Annotated in this window: 19 protein-coding genes and 3 pseudogenes; 12 read left to right on the top strand and 10 right to left on the bottom strand. The window is 72.3% G+C overall.

All coding sequences use genetic code 11. From position 1 onward, the window contains the following. A partial coding sequence (locus ACWCYO_RS31745; RefSeq protein WP_449786132.1) for a hypothetical protein occupies positions 1-336 on the bottom strand: 336 nt, incomplete at its 3' end. Between the two features lie 207 nt (positions 337-543). Between ACWCYO_RS31745 and ACWCYO_RS31750 the strand changes: the two are divergent. Further along, positions 544-1,115: pseudogene (locus ACWCYO_RS31750) on the top strand (winged helix-turn-helix domain-containing protein); the annotation flags it as partial. A 322-nt stretch (positions 1,116-1,437) separates the two neighbouring features. Here the strand turns inward: ACWCYO_RS31750 and ACWCYO_RS31755 are convergent. After that, positions 1,438-4,020 carry a DUF7825 domain-containing protein gene (locus ACWCYO_RS31755; protein ID WP_270150504.1) on the bottom strand — a complete coding sequence of 861 codons (2,583 nt, stop codon included), beginning with the start codon at positions 4,018-4,020 and terminating at the stop codon, positions 1,438-1,440. Continuing rightward, a complete protein-coding gene (locus tag ACWCYO_RS31760) occupies positions 4,017-5,423 on the bottom strand; it encodes an SWIM zinc finger family protein (RefSeq protein WP_449786133.1) in 1,407 nt (468 codons plus the stop codon). The genes ACWCYO_RS31755 and ACWCYO_RS31760 overlap by 4 nt, the downstream gene beginning before the upstream one ends. A 195-nt stretch (positions 5,424-5,618) precedes the next feature. Between ACWCYO_RS31760 and ACWCYO_RS31765 the strand changes: the two genes are divergently transcribed. From ACWCYO_RS31765 to ACWCYO_RS31785, 5 genes are all read left to right on the top strand, one after another. Next, on the top strand, positions 5,619-7,514 hold the full coding sequence (locus ACWCYO_RS31765) for a Helicase associated domain protein (protein WP_449786134.1): 1,896 nt from the start codon (positions 5,619-5,621) through the stop codon (positions 7,512-7,514). Between the two features lie 71 nt (positions 7,515-7,585). Next, the gene (locus ACWCYO_RS31770; RefSeq protein ID WP_449786135.1) at positions 7,586-7,831 is read left to right on the top strand and encodes a hypothetical protein; all 246 of its coding nucleotides are present in this window, start codon (positions 7,586-7,588) and stop codon (positions 7,829-7,831) included. A gap of 79 nt (positions 7,832-7,910) precedes the next feature. Continuing rightward, entirely contained in the window at positions 7,911-8,423 is a 513-nt protein-coding gene (locus tag ACWCYO_RS31775; protein WP_449786136.1) for a hypothetical protein, read from the top strand. Between the two features lie 72 nt (positions 8,424-8,495). Next, a complete protein-coding gene (locus ACWCYO_RS31780; RefSeq protein ID WP_270150511.1) occupies positions 8,496-8,726 on the top strand; it encodes a hypothetical protein in 231 nt (76 codons plus the stop codon). Positions 8,727-8,782: 56 nt separating this feature from the next. Then, on the top strand, positions 8,783-9,538 hold the full coding sequence (locus ACWCYO_RS31785) for a hypothetical protein (RefSeq protein WP_270150513.1): 756 nt from the start codon (positions 8,783-8,785) through the stop codon (positions 9,536-9,538). Here the strand turns inward: ACWCYO_RS31785 and ACWCYO_RS31790 are convergent, their stop codons facing one another. Continuing rightward, positions 9,539-9,673, bottom strand: a complete 135-nt coding sequence (locus tag ACWCYO_RS31790) for a hypothetical protein (RefSeq protein WP_449786137.1) — start codon at positions 9,671-9,673, stop codon at positions 9,539-9,541. A gap of 237 nt (positions 9,674-9,910) precedes the next feature. Here ACWCYO_RS31790 and ACWCYO_RS31795 point away from each other — a divergent pair, with 237 nt between their 5' ends. The 3 genes from ACWCYO_RS31795 (at position 9,911) to ACWCYO_RS31805 (ending at position 13,464) form a co-directional block, all read left to right on the top strand. Beyond that, positions 9,911-10,543 (top strand): helicase associated domain-containing protein, encoded by a 633-nt coding sequence (locus ACWCYO_RS31795; protein ID WP_449786138.1) that lies wholly within the window; start codon positions 9,911-9,913, stop codon positions 10,541-10,543. Between the two features lie 539 nt (positions 10,544-11,082). Then, on the top strand, positions 11,083-12,591 hold the full coding sequence (locus ACWCYO_RS31800; RefSeq protein WP_449786139.1) for a helix-turn-helix domain-containing protein: 1,509 nt from the start codon (positions 11,083-11,085) through the stop codon (positions 12,589-12,591). A gap of 738 nt (positions 12,592-13,329) precedes the next feature. Continuing rightward, a complete protein-coding gene (locus ACWCYO_RS31805; protein ID WP_449786140.1) occupies positions 13,330-13,464 on the top strand; it encodes a hypothetical protein in 135 nt (44 codons plus the stop codon). Between the two features lie 125 nt (positions 13,465-13,589). On the opposite strand, the pseudogene ACWCYO_RS31810 reads toward ACWCYO_RS31805, so the two are convergent. After that, positions 13,590-13,726: pseudogene (locus ACWCYO_RS31810) on the bottom strand (helix-turn-helix domain-containing protein); the annotation flags it as partial. A gap of 186 nt (positions 13,727-13,912) precedes the next feature. Here ACWCYO_RS31810 and ACWCYO_RS31815 point away from each other — a divergent pair. Next, the gene (locus tag ACWCYO_RS31815) at positions 13,913-15,115 is read left to right on the top strand and encodes a hypothetical protein (RefSeq protein ID WP_270150522.1); all 1,203 of its coding nucleotides are present in this window, start codon (positions 13,913-13,915) and stop codon (positions 15,113-15,115) included. A gap of 497 nt (positions 15,116-15,612) precedes the next feature. Here ACWCYO_RS31815 and ACWCYO_RS31820 read toward each other — a convergent pair whose 3' ends face one another. Together ACWCYO_RS31820 and ACWCYO_RS31825 are read right to left on the bottom strand one after the other, a co-directional pair. Next, entirely contained in the window at positions 15,613-15,747 is a 135-nt protein-coding gene (locus tag ACWCYO_RS31820; RefSeq protein WP_449786141.1) for a hypothetical protein, read from the bottom strand. A gap of 276 nt (positions 15,748-16,023) precedes the next feature. After that, entirely contained in the window at positions 16,024-18,606 is a 2,583-nt protein-coding gene (locus ACWCYO_RS31825; protein ID WP_449786142.1) for an SCO7613 C-terminal domain-containing membrane protein, read from the bottom strand. A 171-nt stretch (positions 18,607-18,777) separates the two neighbouring features. Here ACWCYO_RS31825 and ACWCYO_RS31830 point away from each other — a divergent pair. After that, a pseudogene (locus tag ACWCYO_RS31830) lies at positions 18,778-18,867 on the top strand (IS21-like element helper ATPase IstB); the annotation flags it as partial. Positions 18,868-18,934: 67 nt separating this feature from the next. Here the strand turns inward: ACWCYO_RS31830 and ACWCYO_RS31835 are convergent. Further along, a complete protein-coding gene (locus ACWCYO_RS31835; protein WP_449786143.1) occupies positions 18,935-19,171 on the bottom strand; it encodes a hypothetical protein in 237 nt (78 codons plus the stop codon). A 606-nt stretch (positions 19,172-19,777) separates the two neighbouring features. Here ACWCYO_RS31835 and ACWCYO_RS31840 point away from each other — a divergent pair. Further along, positions 19,778-20,020 (top strand): hypothetical protein, encoded by a 243-nt coding sequence (locus tag ACWCYO_RS31840; protein ID WP_449786144.1) that lies wholly within the window; start codon positions 19,778-19,780, stop codon positions 20,018-20,020. Between the two features lie 42 nt (positions 20,021-20,062). Here ACWCYO_RS31840 and ACWCYO_RS31845 read toward each other — a convergent pair whose 3' ends face one another. Both ACWCYO_RS31845 and ACWCYO_RS31850 read right to left on the bottom strand, forming a co-directional pair. Then, positions 20,063-22,402: an ABC transporter permease gene (locus ACWCYO_RS31845; RefSeq protein ID WP_449786145.1), complete on the bottom strand. Its 2,340-nt coding sequence runs from the start codon at positions 22,400-22,402 to the stop codon at positions 20,063-20,065. A 145-nt stretch (positions 22,403-22,547) separates the two neighbouring features. Next, positions 22,548-23,276, bottom strand: coding sequence for an ABC transporter ATP-binding protein (locus tag ACWCYO_RS31850; protein WP_270150531.1), 729 nt, complete (start codon positions 23,274-23,276; stop codon positions 22,548-22,550). Between the last annotated feature and the right edge of the window lie 75 nt (positions 23,277-23,351).

Genomic DNA, 23,351 nt, shown 5'->3' on the forward strand with positions numbered 1-23,351 from the left:
GAGCGCGAGCCCGGCCATGATCAGGAAGAAGACGGCGACCGCGAAGTGCGTCGGCCACTCCGCCAGGTGGCGACGGATGTCGTGCTCGACGCCCGGATCCCGCAGCGGGATCCGGGCCTGGGTGCCTACTGCTGCCTCGTGTGCGCGGACGGAGTCGGGCTCGGCCGGGCGGGCCGGAACGGCGCGGCGCAGCTTGCGCAGGAGCCGGACGGCGCCGACGGCGGCCTGGACGAGGCGGTACACGTCGAGGGTGGCCTCGGCGAAGTGGCGGGCCTGCGGGCCGGACGGATCGGCGGCGGCCCCGGCGGGAAACTGCAGAACGTCCTGGAAGGTCATCGGACGGCCTCTCATCTCGAAACGGCGGATCGCCCCTTCGAGATGCGGACAAGGCCCCGACAGCAGCCTGCCCGCGGGTTCCGAGTCGTGGCCGAGGACTTGCGCCCATCCTGGACCCGGTAATTTCGCCGCTGATACTGAACCTGAAAGCGTGATGTCGGGGGTGTTTGCCTGACAGCTGCTGGGTGGGTCCGGTAGCCCTGGGCTGTGAGATACGCGCAGGGCGGCGGGTTGACCGACGCTGAGAGGGCCGCGCGGGAGCGGATCCGGCTGCAGGCCGTGGAACGCTTCGAGGGCGGGGAGAAGAACCGGGAGATCGCCGCCGCGCTGCGGGTGAGCGGTCGGTCGAGCGATGGCGCCGACAATGGCGTGAGCGAGGTGAGGCCGGAGTCCTCTCCAAGGGCTCACCCGGTCGACCGAGGTTCAGCGAGAGGCAAATCGCCAGACTGGAGAGCGAGTTGGAGCGCGGCCCGCTCGTCCATGGCTGGGAGGATCAGCGCTGGACGCTCGCCCGGGTGAAGACGCTGATCGGCCGGCTGTTCCACGTCAGCTACACGGTCGAGGGGACCTGGGCGCTGCTCAAGCGCCATGGCTGGTCGTGGCAGCAGCCGACCCGCAGAGCCGTCGAACGGGACGACCGGGCGGTCGAGTTGTGGAAGAAGGAGGTCTGGCCCCGGGTAAAAGCGCCGCGGCGGCTCGGGGAGCCTGGCTCGTCTTCGAGGACGAAGCCGGGCAGACCATGAGACCGCCGCGTGCCAGGACCTGGGGCCGCGTGGGCTTGGATGCAGGCCGCGGACCAGCTGGCGGCCGTCCCGGACGCACCCACTGCGCTGACCAGCCCGTACTGGTACGGCCGGGCTTGCCCTGCGCCGTCTACCACCTGCACGACATGGCCGACGGCATGGAACCGCGGGGCCAGACCAGGAGAAGAGCGCATGGGCCCGTTCCCGGCATTGGAGCTGCCGGAAACGGGCCACAACGCATTCCGCCGCCTCGCCGCGCCTCGACCGACCTCGGTGGGTATCCGGTCGCGCCGGAGGGCGAGCGCGCCCCCGCCGAGCAGGGGACGGCGGTCTCCGCGTAGCTGGGGTGAGCCGCCTCTCAGCTACCCGTCAGCACGGCGTGCAGCGCCCGGGCCTCCTTCAGCAGGCGGGAGGAGCCGCGCCGGGTCGCCAGCGCCTCGATCACCGGCAGCGCGTCCGTCGCGCCGCTGCGGGCGGCGCAGTCGGCGGCGATGGCCAGTAGTTCCGGCACGCCGCGTATCGGCTCCGGGACCAGCAGGCCCGGCAGGGCGGCGCGGAGGATCGACCAGACCGTCCCGTAGGCGCCGGACTCGGCAGCCTGACGGAGGGTGAGCGGCACCCGGTTCAGCGGGGCCACGCCGCAGCGGACCGCCTCGGCGAGATCGGCGCCGAGGCGGTCCGTGTCGAGCGCGTCTTGGGCGGCGAGCAGCAGCAGCGCGTCCACGGCGGCCGTGCGGTCCTCCGCCGTCGCCGCGCCGAGCGCGCACGCCACCGTCAGGTGGACCCCGGGGCCGGCCGGACCGCCCGCCTCGACCAGCTGCGGCAGCAGCTGCGCGCCCTTGGCGCCGTACTGGGCGGCTTCGATGATCGCGTTGCCGAGCCGGACCGCCAGCTCCTCGCGGTGGCAGGGCAGCACGGCGAGGGCGTAGGGCGTCGCGATGTCGCCGTAGGCGAGGATGTGGCGCCCTTCCCCGTCCACCATCGGGTTGAGCATCCGGCGTATGTCCGGGTGGAGCAGGGGCTCCTGATCCGGTGCGAGCCCGGGCTGGGTGACGCGCGGGCACGCACGCGGCCCCGCCCCGGCCGGCAGCCGCTCGGTGCGCTGGCCGGGCAGCCCGCCCTGGGCGAGCCACTGGGCCAGCCGTCGGCCCTCCGCCGAGCGGAGCTGCACGGCTGCCGCCTGCACCGCCGGATCGTCCGTCGGCAGGACGCGAAGCAGCGCCTGGCTGAAGTCAGCCGCGCCGACCTCGCCGTCCGCCGCCTCCAGGGCGGCGATGCGCTCCACCAGCACGGCCGCCTCCAGCCCGCCGTCCGCGTAGCTGGGCGTGGCGACGAGGAAGGGCGTGCGTCCGAGCACGATGAGAGCGGCGGCCTCGTGCACCCGGGTGGCGTGGACGGCGCTGAGGCGCTCCTGATGTTCCGTCCGGAGCGGGCCCTGCCCCTGCAGCATGGCGTGTGCCCGCACCTCGGTGACCTGACCTGCGGCCGCGGCCGCGGCGAGGGCGATCCAGGTGTGGTCCGGAGACCAGACGCTGAGCGTCTCGGCCCACTTCTCCTCGCCCAGCACCGGCTTCAGCGCCGCCCGGAGCGCCTCCCCGTCCCGGAACGCCTCGCGGACCAGGCCGGCCAGCGTCCGCTCGAAGGCGGCGACGCTGTCGTCGCCCGCCAGCACGGCGGCCAGCTCCTCGGCCACGCCGGCGGGATCGTCCAGCGGCTCGGCCAGCGGTACCGACTGGGGGAGCGGCGGCAGCAGCTCCTCGTAGTGCGCGGCCGCATCCGAGGCGGCGGGGGTCTCCAGGCCGAAGAGCGCCACCGCACTGGCGGCCTGGGCCGGACCGAGCAGCTCGGTCGCCGCCCGCAGTTCGGGCAGCAGGGCAGGACCCGCCACCTTCAGGTGACGTGCCGCCACCTTGAGCGCCCGCTCGTGCAGTTCCGCGTCGCTCTGCCCGAAGGCCAGGGCCGCGCCGCGCACGGCCGCCGCCGCCCAGTCCGGGGAGCGCCGACCGGAGCGGTCCAGCCAGGTGAGCTGGGCGCGCAGCAGCTTCTTCTCGCTGCGGAAGAAGACCGTGGCCGAGGCCTCGGTCAGGTGCTCCGGCTCCAGCAGGCCCGCGGCGTCCGCCTCGGCGAGCTGTGCCTGGCCGAGGGCGGCCACCGGCGACAGGCTGTCCAGCAGCGGCAGGTAGGCGCGGATCCGTGCGGCGGTCTCCTCCGGGGTCGGCGCGAGCTGCTCCAGCAGCCGCTGGAAACCGCGCTGGTCGCCCGGCCGTCCGCCGCGCGCCAGCCGGGCCAGGCAGCGGTCGAGTATCTCGTCGCGCTCGACCACGCCGGCCTCGATCAGCCCGAGGACCGCGCCACGCCACGCCTCGCCCAGCTGGTCGCCCGCGCCGACGACATCGAACATCCCGAGGAGCAGCGAGGGGGTCGACGACGCCTGGACCAGCCGGAGCACCAGCTCGCGTCGGTACTCCTCGGTCGCGTAGGGCGGGACGTGGTGGCGCTGCCACGCAAGCACCACTCCGTCCGTGACCGGCACCGGCTCACCCGCGGCGCGGGCGAGGCGCTCGACGGCCGGGTACTCGTCGCCGAGCCAGGCGGTGGGCCGTCGTTCGGCGATCCTGCGCAGCACCTCCGACTGCCACTCCGGACTCTGTTGGTCGACGACGGCCAGGACCGTCTCGTTCTGCCAGACCACGATCCCGGCGGGGGAGCCGATGCCGTTCGCCCAGGAGAACGCGGCGGAGGGCGCCGTGTTGCAGCCGAGCCCGGCCACCAGCAGGGCCAGCATGTGGCCTCCCGAGTGCTCCCACCAGGCGACGGACATCTCCTTGCGGCGGCGCTTGAGTTCGGGCAGCAGGGCCCGGCGCTCCGCCGGATCCAGCGCGGCCAGCGCAGCCACGACGCCGTTGGCATCCCCAGCGTCCACACGGTCCAGCAGGCTCATCGCGTCGCCCTCTCCTTCACATCGTTCGAGGCGGCGCTCTCCGCCGCCAACCCCACCGCCAGCACGTGCTTGCACGGCCCGCGCCCGCCCCGGTACTTGGCCCACCAGAGGCAGGTGCACCCCAGCGAGCCGTCCGCCGCGCGGCGCACCCGCTGTACATGATCCTCCACGTGCACCAGCGCCCCGCCGTCCCTCTCCGGGCGGACGGCCCCGGCGGCGACCAGTGTGCGGGCGGCCCGCAGCCGCGGGTTGCGGGACTCGGCGCGGCCAGCGTCGTAGGGGAGTTGACGGTGGAAGAAGGCCGCCTCGGCGGTGTCGTAGCCGACCTGCCCGGAGGTGCCCAGCCAGGTCAGCGCCGCGCGGACCCGCTGCGACGACAGGCCGGCCTGCTCGGCCAGCTCCGCCACGTCGATCCGCGGCTCCCAGGCCAGCAGCACCGCGACCAGGTCCGCGTCCTGCTCGCTGCCGGCCGATGCCAGCGCGTCCAGCACGCCGCCCTCTCCGGAGAAGCCGCGCGCCGGGTCGGGGGAGAGGGTGAGCGTCAGCCGCATGCCCGGGAGCTCGACCTCCCAGGCTGAGCTGGTCGGCCGGGTGTCCCCGGCCGTCAGCGGCGGGCCGTAGATGCGCAGCGCGCGAGCATGGCGCAGCACCCGCTGCAGCGCGACGAGTCGCTGCGGGCCGGGCAGGCAGACGGCGCCGGGCACGGGCCGGCTGGTCGGCCGCGGCAGCCGCCCGGTGGGGACGACCCACTGCGTCGCGCCCGCCGTGCCGCGCGCGCCCCCCGCGCCTCCCGCCGTCAGCGAGCGCAGGAAGCGGACGGCCTCGGCGGCGGGCAGCTCGGCACGCAGGTCGAAGCCGGCGGCTACCACCTGCGTCTCGGCGAAGCCGCGTAGCCAGCGGTCCGGCAGCGGAACCTTCTTCTCCACCAGCGGGCCGTCCGGCGTGATGACCTCCAGCGCCTCGGTGCCGACCGCGAGCCGTAGCGGCTCGGCCGGGCCGAGGCGGCCGAGGGCGTCCCGCAGCGGGACGTTGATGTCGACGTTGGTGGTTCCGTGGCCTATCCCGCCGCCGTCCAGGCCGGATTCGAGCACGTCGAGGCGGGCGTAGACGCCGCCGCAGCCGGAGAAGGACTCGAAGCGCAGCCGGTCGCCGTTGGCGGTGACCACCGGGTCCAGCGAGGCGGGCAGTCGGGGCTGGTAGTAGCGTGCCGCGGCCACGTCCGCGACCGCGAGCAGCCCGGCGGCCGCCGCCGAAGGGGCTGTCAACATCCCCTCGAAGAAGTGCGGATGGGCGACCTCGCCGAAGGGCGTGGCCCCACCGGAGGTCTCCAGCCCGAGGCGCCCGTGCAGGTCGTCCAGCACGGAGGAGCGCAGATAGCGGTACGCGTGAGCGGCTTGCGTCATGTCGGGAACGCTAGAGCAGGGGGCTGACAGCGCTCGGCGCCGGGCCTGCGGCGACGGGGCCCGGGCGCTCAGTCGCCCGGGGCGGCCCCTCCCTCGAGCTGCCGCGCCAAGCGGGGCGAAGACGAGGCCGAAGACCGCAGCGATCACGACGTCGAAGCGATGGTGCATGAGCAAGGTGACCACGGGTTCCTTCACGTGGTAGGGGCGGCTGCGCCGACCGGGACGGTGGAGCGGATCGTCGAGGCCCACCAGGCCTGGGGCCTGGCCCAGTGGGACCTGGCCGTAGTCGACGAGGCCCACCGCACGGCCGGCTCGGACGGCAAGGCCTGGGCCGCGATCCACGACGACGCCAACGTCCCCGCCGCGCGCCGGCTGTATTTCACCGCCACCCCGAGGATCGCGGACGACCGGCGGGCGAAGGACGGCCTGGCCGACCTCACCGCCAACGGTGATGGCGACGGCCAGGCCCTCCCGGTGCTGTGTTCCATGGACGACGAGACGATCTACGGCAAGACCTGCTTCACCTGGACCCTCGGACAGGGCATCGAACACGGCTACCTCGCCGACTACCGCGTCCTCGTGCCAGTCGTCACCGACGAGGACCTGCGCGAACTCCTCAACCTCCCCGCCATCGCCGACCTCCGCTCCCAGCGCAGCAACGAGGAACTGCTGCGCCTCGCCCTGCAGATCACCATGCTGCGCGCCGTCGCCGACCTGGAGCTGCGCCGCGTCATCACCTTCCACTCGCGCGTCACCGCCGCGCGCGAGTTCGCCACCACGATGGCGGACACCGCCACGCTGCTCCGGTACGCGGACCGTCCCGAGAACCTGGTGGCGCTCGCGGTCTCGGGCAGCGACAGGCTCAAGGACCGCCGCGCGGCGGTCGCCACGTTCAAGGCCTCCACCGGCGAGGACGGCGAGCAGTGCTGCATCCTCTGCAACAGCCGCCTCCTGACGGAGGGCATCGACGTCGCCGCCGTGGACGCGATCTGCTTCGCGGACCCGAAGTCCTCGGTCATCGACATCGTCCAGGTCGTCGGCCGGGCGCTGCGCCAGTCCTACCGGCAGGGCAAGGTGTCCTGGGTCATCGTCTATCTCCCCTCGCCGGAGGTCGGCGACGACACCGCCACCGCCGACCCGTCCGAGGTCCACGACGCCGGCGAGGCCGTGAAGGCGGAGGCCGACGCCGAGATCGAGGCCAGCTCGTTCCGCACGATCTGGCGGGTCCTGCGGGCGCTTGCCGCGCACGACGCCCGGGTGGTCGGCCGGATCACCGAACTGCGCGCCAGCCGCTCGCAGGGCACCGCGCACACCACCACGACCACGGCGGCCCCCGAGGGAGAGAGCACCGAGACCGGAGAGGGCGAGCAGCAGCCGGCGGCGGTGGAGTCGCCGATCGAGTGGCTGCGGATCAACGCGAAGCACCACGCGGCGCAGATCCTCCAGACCGTGAAGCTGCGGGCGTTCAACCCGCGGGCGGTCGAGCGGCAGCGGATGCACGCCGTCGCCGCCAGGTTCCACATCGAGCACGGCCACCTCGACCCCACCGACAAGGCGAAGCACGCCGAGCTGATCTCCTGGCTCACCCGCCAGCGCCATCTGAACGGCCAGGGCCTGCTCGACGCCGCCAGGGTCAGCGAGCTGGACGCGCTCGGCATGATCTGGTCGAAGAACGCCAACGCCTGGGAACGCGGCTACGCCTACGCGAAGGCCTTCCATCACCAGCACGGCCACTTGGCCATCCCCGCCACGGCGAAGCTGGACGACTACGCGGTGGGCGCGTGGATGCGCCGCCAGCGCAAGGCAGACACCCTCACCAAGGACCAGGTGGCGAAGCTCGACGCGCTGGACGAGCTGTGGCGCCTGGAGCCGGACTGGAACAGGTCGTACCGCCGCCTGCTCGCCTACCTCGCCGCCGGCGGAACCCTGGACGGCCCGGCCAACCGCACCGGCGGCGAGGCGGACCCGACCTTCCGCCCCGGAACCTGGCTGCGCAAGCAGGCGGGGGCCCGCACCGAAGGGAAGCTGACCGACCACCAGACCGCGCTCCTGGACGCCCTCACCCGGCACACCGAGACCGTCGCAGGCTGACCCGCCCCAACCCACGCCCGCCGTCCCGGCCCACCTCGGGCCGGGACGGCCCGCTCCCCAGAAGGAGACGAGTGACCACCACCCAGCAGCCGAAGGCGTCCTGGTACGCGCAGTACGTCTGCCACACCTGCGGCGACGGCGGCGACGCGCTGTTCGAGGACGGCACCACCGTGGACGCCGACCACGACTGCGACCACGGCGAAGCCGAGATCGCGTGGGAAGGCCGGGCGGAGTGCACGTGCGGCTGGTCCCTGGAGACCGACTTCGCCGACGGCGACTACGTCGAGGCCGACCACGACTGCCACACCGACCAGTAGCACCACCGCCATCGGGGCGGCCCGGCACACGGGCCGCCCCGCACCGCACCCAGGCCCCGACCCGACGAAGGGCACCGCGATGACCGACACCACCACCCCGACCACCCAGGCGCCGACAGCGGCCCGGCCGGGTGCCCAGCGCCACCCGGCCGGCACCGGCACCGGCACCAGCACACCCAGTTCCCCGCAGGTGCTGGTGCTGGACCCCGGCGCCCTGGCCGACCCGGCCGAGCGGGAGCAGGCGTTCGTGCAACTGCTCCGCTACCAGGCCCAAGTCCGCACCAGCCACGTGCGCCTGGAGGAAGGGGACAGGGTCGAGCTACTGGAACCCGTGCGCGCGTCGTGGATCGACGAGGACCTGGCCGACGAGGAGTACTGGGAGGAAGACGCCCGCGTCCGCGTGGACGTCCCGGCCGGCACCCTCGGCGTCATCACCCGAGTCCGCCGCTACCCGACCCCGTTCCCGTACGTCGTCGCCTTCGACCGCGGACCCGAGTGCGGCGTACGCAACCACCAGATCACCCGCTGCGCCGACCAGTCGCTCACCCCCGCCGCGCCGCCCGATCCGGCCCCGGAGCCGTGGAGGCGCTGACCGCCCACCGGCCGCCACCACCTGATGGCGGCCGCGTTGAACCGAACAGCCGAGAAAAGGGGAGGCACCAACATGCCGGAAGCCGTGAAGCCGCTCTCGTCCTACACCTGGTGGGGCGAGGTTCCCGACCACCTGCGCCCCACGACCCAGCTTGCCGCGCTGGACCTGCCGCGCCAGCCCGCCGGCTCGGTCCGCGCGACCATCGAGACCCGCAACCCCGGCACCGGACGGAAGGCCGACTTCGATGCTCCTGCGGTCCCAACGTACTTTCCGCGCAGCCGCGTTCGCGCGCGACGTTGCTGATCTGGTTGTGGGCGACCGCCCTTGAGCGGCGGCAACGGTGGTGCTTCACTGTGTGGATGACCGGCGAGACGGAGATGACGGAGCTGTTCGGCGCGGTGCTCAGCAGGCACCGGGTGAACACCCGGGCACGGTGGCAGAACGCCATGTGGGCGCTGCTGCTGGCGGTGCCCACCGGCTGGCTCGGGCTGTGGGCGCTGTTCAGTGCGGACGACGGCCGCTCGGGCGGCGGCCGGGCGATCGGTCTGGTGATCGGCCTGTCCCTCGGCGCGCTCTTCGTCGCCGTGACGCAGGCCTGGCGCGCGGTGCGGGGCGGACCGGGCGAGTACTTCGAGGTCCACGAGCGCGGCCTCGTCCACGGCTCGCGGCGCGGCGTGCGGGGCTGGGAGTGGAGCCAGGTCGTCTCGATCACGATCCCCGGCACCCCGAGGATCCACGGCCTCGCCCGTCGGCTGGGCAACGACTACCGCTGCCGCCTCGTCCTCGACGGCGGCACGCGCCTGCACATCGACGGGCACACCCCCGGGGCGTCCGGCCTGGGCCGCGCGGTGCTGGCGCACAGCCCCCACGCGCGGCGGCTGCAGGGGGACGAGTGGCAGGACCGGGCCGGCGGCTGGTTCCTGGCCGGAGCGGTGGTCTTCCTGGCCGTGGGCGTCTCCATGGTCTCCTACCTCGTCAGCCACGCCGACGAGGACGCTCAGAACGTCAGCGAAGGCGTGACCATGGCGGTCGGCCTGGGACTGCCGGTGTGCGCGGTCGGCGCGATCACCTGCATCGTGCTGTACATCCGCCACCGGATGTACCGCCCCCGCTGATCAGTCGGCGAGGTGGCGTTCGATCCAGGCGGCCGCGGTACGGCGGAACAGGACCCGGTTTCGGGTGTTCCTGAACTCGTGGCCCTCGTTGGGCAGCACCAGCAGTTCGGCGGGGATCACCCGTTGTGTCAGCATCCCGTTCCTCCGCGTCCTGGGCCGGCGCCGGTCGGCGCCGGGTTCGTGGCGGGTGGCCGGACCCCGGCCCGGCCACCCTGTCCTCCTACGGCGCGACCGGAGTCACAGCCCCGTCATCGCCCTCGGACTGCTGCCCGCCGCGCCCAGCCCCAGCACGCCACGGCGCAGGCCTCCGAGGAAGGCGAGGTCGCCGAGGCCGGGCGGGGCGAGCAGCCGCCGGCGGTGGTGGAGTCGCCGATGGAGTGGCTGCGGATCGACGCCCGGCGCCACGCGGCGCGGATCCTCCAGACGGTGAAGCTGCGGGCGTTCAACCCGCGGGCGGCCGAGTGGCAGCGCATGCACGCCGTCGCCGCCGCCTTCCACCTGGAGCACGGCCACCTCGACCCCACCGACAAGACGGAGCAGGGCGAGCTGGTCTCCTGGCTGGACCGGCAGCGCTACCTGAACGGCCAAGGCCTGCTCGATGCCGCGCGTGTCTCGGAGCTGGACGCGCTGGGCATGATCTGGTCCAAGCACGCCAACGCCTGGGAACGCGGCTACGCCTACGCCCGTGCCTGGGCCGCCCACCACGGCCACCTGGCGATCCCCGCGACGGAGAAGCTGGACGGCTACGCGGTAGGGGCGTGGATGCGCCGCCAGCGCAAGGCCGAGGCCCTCGGTGCCGACCAGGCGGCCAAGCTGGACGAGCTGTGGCGCCTGGAGCCGGACTGGAACCGCTCCTACCGGCGCCTGCTCGCCTGGTTCGCGCCTGCGGCGGGCCGGTGGTTCTTCGGTGCGTCCGGCGAAGCCGTCCGCGTCGACCAGCCGGCCCGCCGCGGTCCCCCGGGACCACGTCGGTTCGCCGTAGGCACCACCGTGGGTACGCCGTAGCGACCACCGTGGGCGCCCCGCCGCTTCCAGCGGGCTCCGGCGGGTTTCCGCAGGTCAGCAGCCTTTTCCCGGTAGCCGGTGATCCCATTGACCGTTCGATCCAGCGCTTGTTTGCGGCGTTGAGGCGCCCGGCGGTTCGGACCGCGGGTGAGGTGTGTGGTTGGTCCGTGTTCGGGTCGAGGTCGGGCGGGACCAGCGGGCTTTCCACCAGGCGAGCCGGTCGGCGGAGTCCTGCGGGAGAAGCAGCTGCATGGCGATGGCAAGGAACGCCAGGACCGAGCTGAGCCCGACCAGCCACCACGGCGCGCCAGCGGTCGCGGATACGATGGTGCCCAGGCCCGGCAGCATGGACGCCGCGGCCGTCCGGCGGTGAGCCACGGTCTTCGGTCGGTTTGATCGTTGATCCATGGCTTCACGGTCGACCGTGGTCCGGTGTTGCGGAAGTGGAAAGCCTCCTGTTCCCGGGCACTGGCAATCTCTGCGTCGCGACGGGGTGGCACAATTCCCGGAACGGATGTCAACTGCCAAGCGGGGAACGGGTGGAAGGCCAAGCGAACAGCGGCGAGGACAGGAACAAGGCGACCACCAAGGCAGGTCGCGACTACGCGTCCGCACTGAGGGATGCTTTTGGCCAGTGCGTCAAAGCCGGTGGTGTCACGCAGGAGCAGTTAGCCAGAGCAGTGAGGTACGCACCGGCGACGGTCTCGCGCTACCTGTCCGGCCAGAGAACCGCCCCGCAGCAGTTCCTGGACGGCTTCCTGGACTTCCTGAGCGCTCATGGCACTCCGATCGACAAGACACGCCGAGAGGACCTGCACGACCTGCGCCGCGCGGCCCAGGCGGCGGGCTCCGCCTCCGAGCAGGTCCTCGTCTTGCAGGAGTTTCTGGAGCAGGCGAGGTCCAAGGTCAGGGAACTGGAGTCCCTCCTCCGGGACGAACGGGTGGAACACACTGAGGAACGCCGCGCGGCAGCCGCCGACCTGCAGACCAGGATCACCGCCCACCAAGCCGAGGCCGAGCGGCTGTACCAGCTCCTGGAGCGCGAGCGGACCGAACGTGCCAACGAGCGGCACGCCGCGGCCGCCGAAACCCAGGCCCTCACCGCCAGCATCGAGCGCTCCGAGGCCACCCGAACCGCCCTGGAGAAGCAGCTGGCCGAGCAGCGCGGCCAGCTCGATGCCGCCGCCACGCTCGCGCGCGGGCTGCACACCGACCTCGAGCACGCCGACAGACGCGCCACCACCGCCGAAACCCAGCTCGCCACCGTACGGCGGGAACTGCGCACGCTTCGCCACCAGGTCGAGCAGCTCCAGGCCGAACCGACACCCGCCGACGTCGTTCCCGACCCGGAAATGCCGGCGACCGCACAGGCCCGAGTCCACTCTTCGCATCAGCGCCACGCCGGCGCAGGCCAGCAGACCACCCGCCCCGTGCCCCCGCGCGGGCGCGCACGAGGCGGCCCCGGCCCTTTCCGCAAGCCCCGGCGCCCATTCGTCTCCGATACCCCGCAGCGGATGGGACGGGCCGCGGAGACGGTCATGGGGGTGCTCGCCGCCACGGCCATAGCCGCACAGCTCGGCATATACCGGGGGGCGGCAATCCAGTGGGACTCAACCCAGTCCCTGCCAGCCCACGTCGGACAGGCAGCGCTTGTCATATTTCTCCTGGGCGTCTTCATAGCTCCGCTCCTCATCCTCCTGACCGAAGCGGCCCTCGCTCCCCTCACATGGGTGGACAACGACTGGGATCCGTTCGGGGACTACTTCTTCATCCGGCCGGACTCGGCAAGCGCGGGTGAGCGACTGCGCCTATGGCTCACCTTGTTCGTCACGAGATCACTCACCAGGGGCCCCACCCCGAGCCGCGTCTTCAACACCATCAAAGCGGCCGGTGTCGCGGCCGTCCCGACGGGCGTCCTCTGGGGCGAACTCAGCCGCAACGCGGGACAGCTGATCACCCGCTTCACTTCCCTGGCCCCTTGGATCATCCTCGGCATCGCCGTCCTCGCCCTTCTGCGCTGGATCGCCGGGTCCATCCGTTACTGGTAACCCGGCATCTGCCACTTCTGCCCGCTGAAGGCAGTCCGCGCGTTTCAGGGCATGGTCGCAGCGTTCCCCGTAGGCACCACCGCAGGTAGCACCGAGGGCACCACCGCAGGCGGCACCGTGGGTACCACCGTAGGTACCACGCCGCTCCCGGCCGCGTCCGCGCGTTTCCGCAGCTCAGCGGCCGTTTTCGGACGGCCGATAAATCCGACAACCCCTTCTGTCCGTTCCTTCCCCCGGCTTGCTGGTAGGTGGAGGGGCGGTGGTGGGTGACGGTCCGGCCGGCAGGGGCCTTTGCCCTGCGGGCCCGTGATGGTTGGTGAGCGTCCGGCGAACGCCGGACGCCCCCCGGGCCCCGTCGGGCCGGACCGGCGGCGATCCTCCCCGGCCCGGTTGGACTGTCGACGCCGACCGGATCCGGCACCGCCCCCCTCGGCCCGACCGATGCCCCGCGGGCGGCCCCTGGCAGCGGCTCCCCGGACCTGACGCACCGTCCGGCCCCGGGAGTGCGGCCCGGCGTCCGTGCGGTCCGGGAACGGCCCTTCCCGGGCCTCTCGATGCGGCTCCTGATGCAGGTCCTGATGTGGCTCCTGCTGTGACTCCTGATGTGGCTCCTGACGCGAGCACCCCCGCCCCGGGCGCGGGGTGGTATCTGTGCAGCTCAGCGGGCCAACCGAGGTGGGCGGTAATTCCGACAACCCTCTCTCTGCGCGCCCCTGTCCTCCTGGTGGTGGGGGTGGGGTGGTGGTGCGTCGTCGGGTCGGGGTGGCCTGCGGCGCTGGCTGGCGGGCCCTGCCCGGCGGCCTGGCGGCCTTCGTGGTCCCCGGCTGGGCTGCCGGGGACGGCCCGGTGTTCGGCGGGGTGGCGCGTCGTTGAACCCGGGCATCGCCGGCCGCCGGCTCATCGAGACCGCCCTGCGGATAGACCAGCTCGCGCATAGCGAAGCCCCGATCGACCATGTCCTCGCGGACGGTATGGCGGAGATCCTCGCCCCCGCGTCACTGCCGGCGCCAGCGCTCCACCGAGTGCACGCTCACCCGCAGCGCCGCCGCGACGTCCGTGTTCCTGTCCACGTCTCGAAGCGTTCCATGGCCCGCCGCCGAACCCGCTCCCGCGCGACTCTCTCCGCGTCGGTCAAACCGCCGCCCTGCGCATACCTCGCAGCACACCCCCCTGCCGGGTGACATCGGAGCGTCCCGGTTCATTTCATCGGCTGATACGACATAGATCACTGTGTTCCGGTGTCACTCACTGGAACGACACTCGCGATCTACCCGAAGGAGCCCCGTTGCGACTGAGCATCTCTCGTAGAGCCCCCATTCACATGGGACTCACCCTCGTTGCTTTTGGCGTCATTACGCCACCCGCTACCGCACAAGCGGCCGCCTCGGACACGGACGTACTCGGCGTGTCGCAGTCGGCTACGGGGCCCCTCAACCCGGCGCTCGGCATGCCCTCCGCCGAGGCAAGCAGAACCGATCGTGCCACCACCCAGGGGCCGATCGTGAACGTGCCCAGCTGCAGCGAAAGCGACCTGCAAGCCGCGATCGGCGCTGTCGCCGCGGTGGGCGGCACGGTCAACCTCAAACCGGGTTGCACCTACACCCTCACTGACGCCGCACCGCCGAACGACGACAACGGACTGCCGGTCATCACCAGCACCGTTACGATCAACGGAAACGGCGACACCATCACCCGAGCGGCAAGCGCGGCCAATTTCCGCTTCTTCCAAGTCAACGGCTCCAACGGGAACCTCACTCTCAACAGCTTGACCCTCAGCAACGGTCACGCGTCCAGCAGCCTCGGCAACGGCCGGGGCGGTGCCATCTGGCTCAGCGGCAGCGGGCCCGAACTGATGCTGAACAACACCATCCTCACCACCAACACCGCCGACACCTTCGGCGGGGCCGTCGACAACGACAACGGCACGTTGACCGTCAACGGGAGCGTGCTCCGCAACAACACCGCGGCGGCCGGCGGGGCCCTTTTCGTCAGCCCGTTCGGAGGTTCCGGCACGGCGTCCGTCAGCACAAGCACGATCATCGGCAACCACGCAAGAACCCTGGCCGGCGGGATCGCCGCCGCGGTCGGCACGACGGTGACGCTATCCAGCAGCGTAGTCTCCGGCAACGACGTCACCGGTAGCAATGCGCTGGGCGGCGGCATCGCGCAAGCCGGCACCATCACGCTGCAGACAAGCACGGTCACCGGCAACACCGCCACTGGTACCAATGCGCAGGGCGGCGGCATCTACAACCTGACCGGCACGGTGCGGCTCACCGACAGCCCGGTCACCGGCAACACCACCAACGGTACGAACTCCCGCGGTGGCGGCATCGTCAACACGGCCTCCGGCAACACGACTCTCACCCGTAGCCCGGTGACCAAGAACCAGGCGCTGGGAACGGGTGCAGACGCCGGCGGCATCTTCAGGGCCAGCGGCACGGTGACACTGAACGTCAGCCCCGTCGTCCTCAACCAGCCCAACAACTGCGGTAACCCCAGCACCGTACCCGGCTGCTCCTAAAGGCTTGCAGAGGAACAACATGTTGCTTCACGGTCTTGGGCTTGTTGATGTGGTAGGCGTATCTCCGAGCCGATCCGTGACCAACTCGCCTTGAAGTTCGAGGTGTTGTTCCCGCACCTGGATGAGCGGCAACGGCGTCTGCTGATGGGCGCTGAAGCCAGGATGCTGGGCCACGGCGGTGTCCGGGCCGTCGCACGGGCGGCTCGGGCCCGCCTGCCCTGATGCACCGACCGGGGACCACGGCGACCCCGGGCAGGACCCGGCCGCGTCAGCCGGATGGCCCTGGGACGAGCCGCCGTCCGTGACCAAGGCGACCACCCCGCGTTGAACGCCGGCAGCAGCAAACCCCGGGGGGCGGCCCGCTCGGAACGGAGGACATCACGGCAGTGATCATCAGAGGTTCGAAAGAACCGCGGGACGTCGTCGTCTCCCCAGACCTGCTGTGGGACCCGGAACTCAGTCCGATGGCGAAGATCGCAATCCTCACCATGGAGTCGTCAGTCGGCACCGACCGGAGCGTCCCCCACGTCCGGGAAGTGCTGCGCCTCGACAACGATGCCTTCGGCGAGGTCATTGATGAACTCGCCCGGGCCCGGATGTTCATGAGAGTCCACCACCGCGGCCAGCCCCAACCGACCCTTCTCATCGCTACTGAACCCATGGATCGGGCCGAGGAGTGCACGCCCTGCGAGGGCTGCGACCTGTGCGGCTGCCCCTACTGGGAGCGGCCGGCTGGACTGTGCCGCCGCTGTACCTCGATTCGAACGGCCAGGGCGGCGGCTGAGGGGGACATCCAACGGTGGCGGGCCGATGTGAGGCTGCGGCGCGGGACAGGGTCACTGCGGCGAGCAGCCGGTCAACGCGGTCCGGGGCGCGGCGGCGGACCGGACCGTCGAACCAGGTGGCGATCAGCCCAGCCGGCGCAGCGCCCCGTGCAGCCGACGGGCGTCGCGCAGCCGCTGCTCGTACGTGGCGCCGAGCGCCAGCAGCAGGACCCCGGCCGCGGCCAGCGGCACCCAGCGGGGGAGCAGACCGAGCACCTGCACCACCGTGGGGGCGAGTTCGTGCCCCGCCACCAGCACCAGCACCCCACCGCCCAGCACCAGCGGGCACTGCAGCCGCAGCCGCACCCCCAGCACCGTCACCACCAGCGCCGCGACGCCAAGCAGCAGCGGCCGCAGCCAGTACCCGTCCAGGAACAGCGCCCACAGGCTGGGCAGTAGCCCGACCGCCAGCCCCGGACCGTACACCGGCCAGGAGCCGAGGCCCTCCTCCGCGAACCGCCCGCGCCGCAGATGGCCGAAGACCAGGGCGGCCACCGCCAGGCTCAGGCTGTACGCCTCGGGTGCGTGGACGTCCGCCAGCGCCAACCAGAGCCAGGAGGCCGCGATCAGCAGCGCGACCCCGACCGCCGGGGCGCTGCGCCGCCGGTCCGCCCGCAGGCCGACACCGAGCGCGGCGGCCCCGGTCACCGCCAGCTCGAAGCAGAGCCGCCCCGGCACGTCCGCGCTCAGCAGCAGCACGAGCGCCGCCATGCCGTAGCCCGCGAACTCCACGGCGGCAGGGACGGCCGAGTCCGTACGCGCCGCGAGCCTCGCCGCCACCGGCGCGGTGGCGAGGGCGACCGCGAGCACCGCCAGCAGGTGATCCGGCCGCTCCAGACCCGTCGTGACGGCGACCGCCGCCGCCTCCCCGCCCAGCGCGGCCACCGCCAGCACGGCGGTGACGGCCGGTGCCGGACGCCCCCGGACGGTCAGTGCGACGGCGAGCCCCGCCGCCAGAGCCAGGACGACGATCGTGGATGGGCGGTCGGCGAGCGCCCACAGCAGCGCCAGCGTGCCCGAGAGGATCACGCCGGCGATCAGCGCCGGCCGTACCGGGAGGAACCAACCGCCTACCAGAGCCAGCGCGGTGACGAACCCGACCGCCATCACGGGCGACAGCCCGAACGCCACCGGCAGCAGCGCCAGCGCGAAGGACGCGACGGCCGACAAGGCCGCCTCCGCCCCGGCGGTCGCGGACCCCCTCAGCCCGAGGAGGCGTACCGCCACCCCGGCGGCCCCCAGCAGCCACAGCGCGGTGAGCGCGGCGGCCGGGGTCGACTGGCTCCCCTGTACCGCCCGGGTGCCCTCCCACGCCGCCTGCCAGTGCGCGGCGGGCTCGACCACCCCGGGGAACAGCTGCGCCAGGGAGGCCGCCGAGGTAACGAGCAGCACCGCGCCCGCCACCGTCAGCAGCCCGACCGGGATCACCCGGCCGTCGAGCGGGCGCCGCCGCAGCCGGGCGGCGCCCGCCACCGCGAGCAGCACCGCCGGGACGGCGAAGCCCACCGCGCCCCAGCCGCCCGGGAGCAGCGCGGCGAGCGTCCCGCCGCCCGCGGCCACCGCCGCCGCGCCCGCCGCCTGGGCGGCGATCCGGCGGCCGGTCAGGCCGAGCCCGAGAAAACCGTCCGGACGGGAGACCGCCAGGGCGACCAGCGCCAGCAGCCCCAGCGGCAGCCAGGCGCCGAGCGAGGCACCGACCCGGTCGTCACCCTCCACCGGCGACAGGCCGAGACCGGAATCCAACGAGACCTTCAGCGCGAACGCGCCGGCCAGCAGGGCCCAGGCGAGGCCGAACGCCCCGTAGAGGTTCACCACACCCTTCGGGAGCGGCCGGTCGGGCCGCGCCAGCCGGCCCAGCGCCAGCCGTCCGATCGCGTAGTCCAGGGCCACCGTCGCGGCCATCGCGGCGGCGGACCCCGTCAGGGAACCGAATCCGGCGGCGTGGACGGCCAGCAGGAGGGGCAGCCTGGCGAGCAGATAGCCCGCGAACACCGGCACCCCGATCCGCAGCCCCCACCCGTAAACCGTCGAGCCGACGGAGACCACGGCGGTGACGCCCGCCCAGTAGCCCGCCACGTTGGAGGTTCCCAGCCCGAGGTACTCCAGGCTGAACCCGTCCAGCAGGAGCAGCGCGACGCCGATGCCGGCGAAGGTCTCGGCCGTCGCGAACAGCCGGCGCCAACGCAGCACCAGCGGCGCGGCCAGCGCGGCGGCGGTGAGGCAGAACAGAACGGCGGCCCGGCCGGCGACACCCATCCGGCCCCAGCTGACCACCGTGAACACGAGGGCCGCGATGCTCACCAGCACGCCGCCGAGGACCAGCAGGGCGGTCTGCGCCGAACGCCCGGACACCTCTCCCGTTGCCCCGGTACGTGGGACAGGCTGCGGCCACGCGGGGGCGGGCGACGGCGCGTCCGGCAGGTCGCGCAGCGCCCGCAGCTCGGCGAGCAGCTCCTCCCGCAGCCGCAGCAGCGTCACCCGCCTTTTCTCGACGGCGTCGAGCCCCTTCTCCACCTGCCACAGCCGCGCCGCGACCGGCCCGCTCAACGGCAGCCGGCAGGCGGGGCAGCGCGCGGGCCCGGTCGGAGGCAGCCCAGCACCGCAGTCGGGGCACCCCAGTGAGGCGGCCGGCGGCTGGTGGGGCGGGGGCGGAGCACTGCTGATCATGTTTAGGAGTCTGACGGAGGCGGCCCGGTCCGCACATGAGTAGACGTACTCACATTCGAACGCCATCGACGTGGCCCGCGCGGATTCCATCCCGGCCCGGGCGGTGACTTGCTGAGGCCATGACAGAACCCGCGGGGGAGGCTGCCGTGTGCCCCGGTCGCCCTGCTCGACGTCGGCCGGCTTACCTTCGGCGGAAACGTCATCGAGACCGGCACCGACCCCTACCGCCTCGCACCACCCGCGCCCGCCGAGCGGCAGGCCACCGTCCGAGGATCGCAGCCAGGGGTCATCCCCGGTTCCGGTCGACAGGCGCCGAGGCAAGCCCACCTCAAAGGTTCGATTCGCTTGAGCACGAGAGCTGACCGAACACATGGGCCACCCAGCTGTCGAGCTGGATGCCGAACTCCCGAGCTGAAGCGATGCCAGAGGCCGGAAGGGCGCCGGCGTCGTCCGTGCCGACGGCGTAGTCGACATCGGCCCAGCCGCCACGGAACAGCACCACCGACAGCTCAGCCTCCGCCGGGCCCGAGATGAGCACACCAACCGAGTCAGGATGGTTCACCATCGACCTGTCCGTCTCTAGCCGCTGAGGCCATGCCGCCGTTTCATCACGCCAGGTCACCCGACCCACTCTCAGCCCTGCAGCCCGCCACCCCGGCGCCCGATCAGCTACTTCTGCAGCCGCCTCATCGAGATCAATCACTCGTTCCATGGACGGATCATGTCCCATACCCCGGTGCCCCCGGTGCCCGCGGACTTGGTCGCTTCGGTCGCTGCCGCCCCCGGTGGCCGAGGTCGTCCCCGGCCACCTCGCCGACGCCCGGACGGCGAACTGGCCATCGCTTGGTCCGCCGGCCTTGTGCTCGCCGCCCGCTGCCTCGCCGCTGCGCCCCGGCTTTCGCTGGGGTGCTGTCGTTCTGGCCCTGGAGCCGATGTTGCGCCTCGATACGGCGCCCTGGGCCGCTCTGCTGGCCTCTCGTCCGGTCGCCGTCGGCGGTGTGGATGGTCGGCCACTGGTTCGACGGCCTTGTGCAGGTGGTGGTCCGGGTTAGAGGTGGTGGTTGGCCGGTCCCGGCAGCGATGGCTGGTCTCCCGCGCCGCGCGCTGGACGGCATTGGATCGACGACCGGGTGCGCGGAAATCCGGTTGACCCGGAGTGAAGGACGGGACCGTGATTTCCAGGGAACGAGCGGTCGATCTGGTCGAGTCCTTGCTGGAGCGGGAGCGGCCGACCGGGGCATGGGCGAGGCTGATCCCGGAGCTGGCCGTCTACCGCATCGCGGACGCGGTCAGGGCCGCCGGCGCCATGCAACACCTGCGCAAGCAGGCCCCGCGGATGAGCCTGCAGGAGACCAAGGCCCACCTGACGATCGTCAGGGACGGAGTGAACCGCCCGAGGAACTGGCGGGCCTGACCCGCAAGCCCGATCCCTGGCCTCCGGGCCCGATCGAGGGTTCTACTCGGTCCGCAGTGCGGTGGCGGTCCGGGAGCGCGCCGCCCAGCCGGCCGGCAGCAGTGCCCCGAGCAGGGCGATCGCGATCCCACCTGCCAGCAGCGGGAGCAGTATCCCGGCGGTGTAGACGTCGGTCACGCTCGACGGCAGGTTCCTGCCGATCGCACTCCCCATCTGCGTCAGCGTCACCTCCTCCACCGCCATCCCGATCGGGACCCCGATCAGCCCGGCGACCAGGCCGGTGAGACTCACCGAGGTCAGCACCATCGCGATGGTCTGCTTGGGCGTCATCCCGAGGGCCTTGAAGATCCCCAGGTCGTGGATCCGTTCCCGGGTGTCCTGCACCACGGTGTTCAGCACGCCGAGCGCGGCGACCGCGATCATCATCAGTGTGAGGGTGGCCACCAGGGCGACCATAGTGAGCACCGTGAGGTTCGCGTACGTGATGTTCGGGGTGGCCTCGGCGTGCAGCGGGGTCAGCGCTGGGGTGGCCGAGGCGGACCAGGCCGGGCCGCTGACGTTGTCGGCCAGCTTGACGTTGAACTGGGTGATGTACGGCGTCAGACCGGCGGCGGTGAACGTGGCCGAATCGGCCATCACGACCCCGCTGCTGCTGGCATCGAAGTCGATGCCGACGATCCGCAGCGGCAGTCGCTTGTTGTCCTGCGTCACGGTGACGGTGTCGCCGACCTGCATCCCGGCCGTTGAGGCCAGGTGGTCGTTGATCACGGCTTCGCCGGGGTTCTGGTACCAACGGCCGTGCAGCAGCCCCAGGTTGGTCCAGGACAGGTCGCCGGTGGTGGTGTCCACAATCGTATGGTCCCCCGTCGGCGCGCCGAACACGGTCGCGCCGCTGTCGCCCCAGCCGAACGCGGCCTTCGTGCCCGGGACCGAAGCGATCGCGGCGGCCACCTTGGTGGAGTCCAAGTGGGGGTTGGCAGGGCCGCCGCCGGGGGAGTGGAGGCCGGCGGGCGTGCCGGCGGGCACCACGATCATCGACGCGGCCCTGAAACCGGCGGTATCCGTGTCCATGTACTTGGTGAAGGTGGTCTCCAGCCCGATTGCGAAGGTGACGCTGACCGCGCCGAACAGCACCGCGGCGCCGACCAGCGCGGCCCGGGCCGGCTTGGCGAACGGTTGGGCCAGTCCCAACGACATCGGCCGGGGCAGCGGCAGCCTGCTTGCCAGGCGCTGCGCGCCTTGGCCACGCTTGGCCTTCGGGGCACGGCCGACGACCAGGGTCTGCACCGCCGGCATCCGGCCGGCCCGAAGTGCCGGGATGAGCGCGGTGACACCGACGATGACCAAGGTGCCGATCGGCACGACGAGGCTGACCCACACCGGCAGGCTGGCGTCGGCGGCACCCAGATCCTTGCTGGCTTTGCCCAGGACCGGAACGGCCAACAGGTTGCCGAACAGCGTGCCGCCCACCACGCCGATCGCCGCCGGGATCAGGGCTTGCGCGGCGTAGGCGCGGGCCACCTGCCAGGGGGTGAAGCCGAGCGACTTCAGGATCCCGATGCGCCGGATTCCCGAGACCACCGCGCCGCTGACCACGATCGCGATGATCAGCACCGACAGGAACAGACCGAGGACGCCGAAGACGACCAGGAACGGCACGAAGGACTTCGCGCTGCCGACGGCCTGCTTCTCCGCGGCCAGGTAGGACTGTCCGCTCTCGACCGAGTCGGCCGGCGCGGCGGCGGCGATCGCCTGCTTGTCCGTGGCGAGGTCGGCCTCGGTCCCGGACTTGGCGAACCGGTAGAGCATCTGCTCGTCGGTCTTGGCGCCGGCGGCGGTCATCCGCGCGAAGCCGTCGCCGGTGAGGAAGCCGGTCGCGGTGTTGGTCAGCGAGTTCGCCAGGCCGACGACCTTGAACGAGGGCTTGCCCGGCAGCGAGTCGAACACCACGGAACCGCCTGCGCAGTGATGGTCCCATGAGGCCAGGACGATCTCGTTCGCGGTGGTCGGCCACCTGCCATCGACCAGGGCCAGATGGTCCAGGCCGGAGGTGCCGGCCAGGTCGGGCCGGGTGGTGGCGATGACCGGCTGGTCGGCGCGACCGGCCATCGGCATGCCCGGGGCGATGTTCGCGGTGCAGTCCGTACCGAAGCTCGTGTTCAGGGCTGAGGTGACCGGGTACGGCCCGGACGCCTCGGTGACGCCGGCGGCGTGCGCGGTGGCGGCGGCCTGCGCGGCAGTGGCCTTCGAGCCGTCGAACTGGACCGACAGATGCGCGCCGTTGCGGGCCTTGAAGGCGTTCTCGAACGGAGTCTGCACGGCGGCCAGCAGACCGAGCGAGAGCACCGAGGAGGTGACGGCCGCGAACGTCGTCAGGGCCATCACGAGGGACTGCACACGACGCCGGCCGACGCCGGAGCGCACGACCTTGCCCAGGGCGCTCATCGGCCCGCCGCCGGCAGCAGACGGGCCACGGCCCGGAAGGAAACCGCGTACAGGCGCTGGGACGGCAGCGCTGGGAGCCGCGTCATCGGACCGCTCCCGTCGAGCTGTTGGAGGTGGCGCCGCCGGCCGTGTTGACCACGTCCCGGGCCACGGCACCGTCCACCAGCTCGATCGTGCGTCGCGCGGTGTTCGCGGCCAGTTGGATGTCGTGGGTCACCAGCAGGATGGTCTGGCCGTCGGCGTTCAGCTCCAGCAGCAGCCGGCGCACGTCCTCGGCCGAGCGCGAGTCCAGCGCGCCGGTCGGCTCATCGGCCAGCAGCAGCGCCGGGTCGTTCATCAGGGCCCTGGCCACCGCAACCCGCTGCCGTTGCCCGCCGGACAGCCGCTGCGGGTAGGCCTTGGCGTGCCGGTCGATGCCCAGCGAGCCGAGCAGGTCGACGGCCCGCCGCTTCGCTTCGCCCTTGCCCATCCCGGCCAGCTGTGCCGGAACCATGACGTTGTCCAACACGGTCAGGTCGTCCAGCAGGTTGAAGAACTGGAAGACCATGCCGATGGAGGCCCGGCGGTACTTCGCCGAATCGGCCTCGCCGAGCTGGTCGACGCGGATGCCGTCGACGGTCACGGTGCCGCTGGAAGGCTTGTCCAGACCCGCGATCAGGTTCAGCAGCGTGGACTTGCCGCTGCCGGAGTGGCCGAGGATCGCCACGCACTCACCATCCGCCACGGACAAGGTCACCCCGGCCAGCGCGGGCGGGCCGTCGTCGTACTTCTTCGTCGCGTCGTGAAGCTCGATCATCGGTGCGTTCGTCATGGCCACGAACCTAGGAACGGACCGTGATCCACCGCGTCGGCCGACGGATGTCACCTCTCTCCCCGGCCGTCGGCC

This window comes from Kitasatospora sp. NPDC001683, assembly GCF_053596495.1.